5 protein-coding genes are annotated in these 5,217 nt (G+C 66.1%); all 5 read right to left on the reverse strand.

Annotated features, from left to right (window positions below; translation table 11 throughout):
* Window positions 1–148: 148 nt before the first annotated feature.
* Genes guaA through LH475_RS02035 form a run of 5 tightly spaced genes read right to left on the reverse strand, consistent with a single transcriptional unit; the run spans window position 149 to window position 5,010 of the window.
* Window positions 149–1,762, reverse strand: a complete 1,614-nt coding sequence (gene guaA, locus LH475_RS02015; RefSeq protein WP_297412737.1) for a glutamine-hydrolyzing GMP synthase — start codon at window positions 1,760–1,762, stop codon at window positions 149–151.
* On the reverse strand, window positions 1,759–2,193 hold the full coding sequence (locus tag LH475_RS02020; protein WP_297412738.1) for a DUF3817 domain-containing protein: 435 nt from the start codon (window positions 2,191–2,193) through the stop codon (window positions 1,759–1,761). The genes guaA and LH475_RS02020 overlap by 4 nt, the downstream gene beginning before the upstream one ends.
* 9 nt (window positions 2,194–2,202) lie before the next feature.
* Window positions 2,203–2,985, reverse strand: a complete 783-nt coding sequence (locus LH475_RS02025) for an SURF1 family cytochrome oxidase biogenesis protein (RefSeq protein WP_297412740.1) — start codon at window positions 2,983–2,985, stop codon at window positions 2,203–2,205.
* Between the two features lie 5 nt (window positions 2,986–2,990).
* Window positions 2,991–4,472 (reverse strand): cation:proton antiporter, encoded by a 1,482-nt coding sequence (locus tag LH475_RS02030; RefSeq protein WP_196843403.1) that lies wholly within the window; start codon window positions 4,470–4,472, stop codon window positions 2,991–2,993.
* A 4-nt stretch (window positions 4,473–4,476) separates the two neighbouring features.
* Window positions 4,477–5,010 (reverse strand): TrkA C-terminal domain-containing protein, encoded by a 534-nt coding sequence (locus tag LH475_RS02035; RefSeq protein ID WP_297412739.1) that lies wholly within the window; start codon window positions 5,008–5,010, stop codon window positions 4,477–4,479.
* Window positions 5,011–5,217: the final 207 nt, after the last annotated feature.

Below are 5,217 nucleotides of genomic sequence, written 5' to 3' on the forward strand. Positions count from 1 at the left end.
CCGCGCGGGCGCGCCGCGCGGCCGGGGCGCAAACCCCCAAGATAAACCCCCCCCCCCCCCCGGCCCGCCCCGGGCGCCCCCCCGCCCCCCCCCACACACACGCCGGGCCGGCCCGCCCCCCGCCCCTACTTGACACGCTGGCGCGGGGTCACTCCCACTCGATGGTCCCCGGCGGCTTCGACGTGACGTCGAGTACCACGCGGTTGACCCCGTCGACCTCGTTGGTGATGCGATTAGAAATCTTCGCGAGCAGGTCGTAGGGCAGGCGGGTCCAGTCGGCGGTCATCGCGTCCTCTGAAGACACCGGCCGCAGCACGATCGGGTGGCCGTAGGTGCGGCCGTCGCCCTGCACGCCCACCGAGCGCACGTCGGCCAGCAGTACGACCGGGCACTGCCAGATCTCGCGGTCGAGGCCGGCGGCGGTCAGTTCGAAGCGCACGATCGCGTCCGCCTGACGCAGCAGGTCGAGGCGTTCCTGGGTGATCGAGCCGACAATGCGGATGCCCAGGCCGGGGCCGGGGAACGGCTGGCGCTGAACGATTTCGGCCGGCAGGCCGAGCTCGGCGCCGATCGCGCGTACCTCGTCCTTGAACAGGGTGCGCAATGGTTCGACCAGTTCGAACTTGAGGTCATCGGGCAGGCCACCCACGTTGTGGTGGCTCTTGATGTTCGCGGTGCCACTGCCTCCGCCGGATTCAACGACATCGGGGTAGAGGGTGCCCTGCACGAGGAAGGCGATCGGGTCGCCGTCGGTTTGGGCGGCTTCCTTGATGAGTTCGGCCTGGGCCTGCTCGAAGGTTCGAATGAACTCGCGGCCGATGATCTTGCGCTTGGTCTCCGGGTCGCTGACGCCCTCGAGAGCGGTGAGGAACTGCTCCCGTACGTCGACGGTGACCAGGCGGATGCCCGTGGCCTTGACGTAGTCCTCTTCCACCTGGCGGCGTTCGTCCTGACGCAGCAGCCCGTGGGCGCCGAAGACGCCGACGCGGGGGGCGCCTATGGCGTTGTCCCCGTGGGCGGCGGCGACGGCGGAGTCGACTCCGCCGGAGAGCCCGCAGATGACCTTGCCGGTGCCGACCTGGGCGCGAATCTTGGCGACCTGCTCGGCGATGACGTTGCCGCTGTTCCAGTCGGGGTTGATGCCGGCGGCGCGGTGCAGAAAGTTTTCGAGCACGTGCTGGCCGTTCTCGGAGTGCTTGACCTCGGGGTGCCACTGCACGCCGTAGAGCCGCTTCTTGTCGTTGGCGAACGCGGCGACCGGGGTGGAGGTCGACGAGGCGAGCACGGTGAAGCCCTCGGGGGCGGTGGCGACCGAGTCGCCGTGGCTCATCCAGACGGTCTGGCTGTCGGGCTGGTCGGCCAGCAGCACGTTGTCGCCGTTGCTCACGGTGACCGGGGTCGAGCCGTATTCGCGGGCTCCGGTGTGGGCGACGGTGCCGCCGAGGGCGGTCGCCATCACCTGAAAGCCGTAGCAGATGCCGAGCACGGGAACGCCGAGGTCGAAGATGTCGGCGTCGAAGCTGGGGGCGCCGTCGGCGTAGACGCTCGACGGCCCGCCGCTCAGCACGATTCCGCGCGGATTCTTGGCGACCACCTCGGCGGCGGTGATCGTGTGTGGCACGATTTCAGAATAAACGGATGCCTCACGCACGCGCCGAGCGATCAGCTGCGCGTACTGCGCACCGAAGTCAACCACGAGAACGGGGCGATCGAGCCCGGAGTCAGCGAGGGGAGCATCCGCTGTGTCAACGAGGGCACTCATGAACGCACCTCGGCAGCTTTTTTCACTTCGCTCTGCTCGAGGTAACGCTTGACACGGCGGGACATGGGGCCTTCCAGGAAGAACGAGAGCGTGGGAATGATGCCGCCGAGCGCGATCAGCACGAAGAGCGGGAACGGCCAGCGCATCAGGCTCCAGAGCCGAAAATCGGCGAACAGGTACAGCACGTAGAACCAGCCGTGCACGATCAAAATGATGGTGCTCAGGTTGATGGCGGCGACCGTTTCGCGCGGCACGAAGGCGAGAAAGCCCTCGGCGCCGTTCATTTCGAGTTCATAGCCGAGGATGAACTTGGCGTACACCTCGGCACAGAGCAGCAGCAGAAAGACACCGGTGATAATGGACGACACCTGGTAGAGCCGAAGCGCACCGGGGATTCGGGAAATATCGGCGGGCTTGGGTTCAAGTGGCATGGACTAATTCTATGCGCCCGCGCTGGGAGCGCTCGCAGTCACCGCTTCGAGCGCTGCCTCTTCCTGCTCGCGTTCCAGGGCGTCGCGCACCAGGCGGTACCAGAGGAACACTGCGAACCCGGCGAAGACGACCCACTCGATCGCGTAGAAGATGTTCAGCCAGTTCAGCGACTGATCAACGTCGGGCACCGGGGAGTCGATCACGTCGAGCCCGGCCGGGGCGGCAGCGTCGACGATATATGCGGAATACACCGACTGATCGGTGAAATCAGCCCACAGATTTATCAGAGCGGATGGTGCCACCTTGGTCAGCTCCATTGGGTCGCCCTGGGGGTCGGGCAGCTCCGGGGCCTCGCCGGTGAGAAAACGTCCGGTCAGGGTGACAGAGCCGATCTCGGGTGCGGCCTGCAGCGTGGCCACGGCGGCCTCGGCAGTGCTTTTGTCGGGGGCCCACCCGCGCGCGACGGCGATGCTGGCGGCGTCGGCATCCGTCTGAAAATGGCTGACGACCCAGAATCCCGAGATGCCGCCGTTGAAGCGCGTCGTGATGAGCTGCTCGTCACCGGCCACCCACGTGCCGTCGGCGGTAACCATTTGGCCGGTCGCGATCTGCGTCACCCCGCCGTCAGGCTGGGCAACGTCGGTGAGCGGCTTCACCTCTTCGGTGCTGCGTTCCACGACCACGCCGGACTCGATGGCGCGCTCCAACTGCCAGTGCCCGAGCAGGGCGAAGGCCGCGGCAATGCCGAGGGCAAGCAGCAGTGCGGCCACCCAGCGGGGGCGCACCATCATTCTGATCACGAATAGTCACCTGTGTGGGTTTCTCGCCCGGGTTTGCGTGCCGGTCTGTCGGCATCATCATCGGGTTCTGGGGAGTGCTGACCGAGAGCGAAATCAGCCATCGGATCCAGACCAGAATCGGCCGGATGCGAGCGTTTCACTGTGTTCACCGTATCGGCCGCCGGGTGGGAATTGGCCGAGTCGACCACCCGCTTGGCTGGACGACGGGTGTACTCGTCGGCATCCGCTGCCTGGGCGGCGGTCGCCGCCTCGACGAGAGCGATCTCTTCATCAAGCATCGGGTTGCGCGGTGGGCGGGCGGCAACGGACGCCGGCACCCGGCGGCGCAGAACCGATCCGATCTTCTCGGAATTCGCCGCGAACAGCGGACCGAGAATAGCCATGACCAGGACGTAGAGGCCCGCGAACGGCTGCAGCCGCGGATCGAGCCCGGCCGACACCGACAGTGTCGCCAGAATCAGGGTGAACTCGCCACGGTTGACGAAGATGGCGGCAGTATTGAGAGCCTCACGAGGCCCCATTTTGTGCAGCCAGGCCAGCAGCGCCCCGGAGAACAGGCTGAGCAGAAAGGTCATCACGATGGCGATGAGCACGACGACGATCACCGAACCGAACTGGGCCATGTCGAGGGCGAGGCCGAAGTTAAGAAAGAAGAATGCCGCGAATATATCGCGCAGCGGCACGGCGACGCGTTCGATCTTGGCACGGTAGCTGCTCGCGCCGAGCACGACGCCGATCAGGAATGCGCCGATCGCGTCGGTGACGCCGATGATCTCACCGATACCGGCGAACAACACCACGAGGCCGAAGAACAAAATGGTGAACAGTTCGTCGTCTTTGGTGCGCATGAGGCGCGAAACGACGCGCCCGCCCCAGCGGGCGAGCGAGAACATGGCCACGAGAAAAAGGAACGCGATGGAAAGTTGCAGCACGATCGGCCAGATCTCGGTTGCACCGCTGAGCACGACGGAGACGATCGAGAGGTAGATGGCGATGAAGATGTCGCCGACGACGGTGACGCCGAGGATCATCGGGGTCTCTTTGTTTGCGAGGCGCCGCAGTTCAATGAGCAGTTTGGTGATGATCGCGCTCGAGGAGGTACCGGTCATGCCGGCGATGACCAGGGCTTCGCGAGGACCCCAGCCCACGAGCAGACCGAAAATGAAGCCGGCGCCCATGTTGATGAGCACCCAGGACCCACCGGAGATGATCAGGGTCTTGGCATTGCCGAAGAACTCTTCCTGGTCGAACTCAAGGCCGAGGCTGAAGAGCAGAAGAATCAAGCCGAACACGGCAATGAGCTCGATGTCGCTGGACTGAAAGTCGAGGGGGAAGAAGTCGGTGTTCGGGCTCGCGAGTACGCCTACGATCATATAGATCGGGATGGTGGGGAGCCCGATCAGTTTGCCCAGGCGGCCAAGAACGTAGGCAACGACGAACAGAATGCCAAGAACGAGGAGGTCTTCGCTCAGGTGCATCGGCCTACCCCCCGGGTGGAACGTCGACGGTCTTCGCCTTCACTTCACCGGTGCGAAAGAACGCGAAGGCCTTGACGACCTTTTCGGGCGAGCCGGCGACGACGAGGGTGTCACCGGGAAAGACTTTGAAGTCGGCGGCAGGGGCGGGGTTGGCGGATTCGCCGCGCACGACGGCGACCACGGTCAGTCCGGCGATGCCGCGGTCGGCGGGATTGCCGAGCGACTGGCCGGCGATATGGTCTTCGTAGTCGACGGTGAACCAGTCAATGCTGAGCCCGGGAATCTGGTCGAGGGCGGTGAGCGACTCGGTGATCTGGGTGCCGCCGAGCAGCTCGGCGAGGGTATGCGCCTCGTCTTCGTTGAGCCGCAGCGAAACCTTACTCGCGTCGGGGCCGCCCTCGTCGTCGGCGAAGGTAATGAGGTCGCTGTGGCCGGAACGGTGGGCGATAACGCCAACCTTGCCGCCGTCATCCGTGATGAAGGTGTGCAGCACACCCACGCCGGGAAGTTTGACCCGCCGAACATCAACCATTGTCATGACTCCTGAGGTTTAGGGGCAGTGCTGCCAGTCTATCGGAGCCGCTTTTGACCCCGTGCGCCCGTCGTATCCGTCGCAGCGCCCCGGGGGGGCGGGGGGGGGGCCCCCCCCCCGGGGGGGGGGGCGGGGGGCAGCCGCCGGGGGGGGGCGCGGCGGGGGGGGGGCCGCGCCCGGGGGGGGCGGGGGGGGGCCCCCCCGGCCGGGGGC

It is taken from the genome of Cryobacterium sp. (genome assembly GCF_026786305.1).
Classification (GTDB): Bacteria; Actinomycetota; Actinomycetes; order Actinomycetales; family Microbacteriaceae; genus Cryobacterium.

Bases quoted from the DNA above. Each gene is read 5' to 3' on its own strand.
- LH475_RS02025 (WP_297412740.1), bottom strand. From the start codon at position 2,985: ATGATGGTGCGCCCCCGCTGGGTGGCCGCACTGCTGCTTGCCCTCGGC.
- LH475_RS02030 (WP_196843403.1), bottom strand. From the start codon at position 4,472: ATGCACCTGAGCGAAGACCTCCTCGTTCTTGGCATTCTGTTCGTCGTT.
- guaA (WP_297412737.1), bottom strand. From the start codon at position 1,762: ATGAGTGCCCTCGTTGACACAGCGGATGCTCCCCTCGCTGACTCCGGG.
- LH475_RS02020 (WP_297412738.1), bottom strand. From the start codon at position 2,193: ATGCCACTTGAACCCAAGCCCGCCGATATTTCCCGAATCCCCGGTGCG.
- LH475_RS02035 (WP_297412739.1), bottom strand. From the start codon at position 5,010: ATGACAATGGTTGATGTTCGGCGGGTCAAACTTCCCGGCGTGGGTGTG.